At 64.6% G+C, this 237-nt stretch carries 1 protein-coding gene; it reads right to left on the bottom strand.

What is annotated here, in order from left to right; translation table 11 throughout:
• Nucleotides 1–24: 24 nt before the first annotated feature.
• On the bottom strand, nt 25–237 hold a 213-nt coding region (locus SCA31_RS25485), incomplete at its 5' end, for a helix-turn-helix domain-containing protein (protein ID WP_410699713.1).

Below are 237 nucleotides of genomic sequence, written 5' to 3'. Positions count from 1 at the left end.
CCGGACGTGGCGTGCGGTTCCCTACTACGTTTGGCCAGCGGAACGCCGGTACCCACTGGGCGTAAAGCCCAGATACTTGCGGAAATCATTGGTGAGGTGCGCGTGGTCTGCGTAGCCGAGCTCGACGGCGATTGCGGCCAGGTCCGCCGTCGGATTGGACCGGGCACGCTCGGCCGCATCCTGTAGCCTGCGACGCCTGATCAGGGCGGAAGGACTCAAACCGACGTACTTCTTGGC

The sequence above is a fragment of the Chryseobacterium sp. SIMBA_028 genome (assembly GCF_046535285.1).
In the GTDB taxonomy this organism is placed as follows: domain Bacteria; phylum Bacteroidota; class Bacteroidia; order Flavobacteriales; family Weeksellaceae; genus Chryseobacterium.
This window is presented reverse-complemented; position numbering and strand designations above follow the sequence as displayed.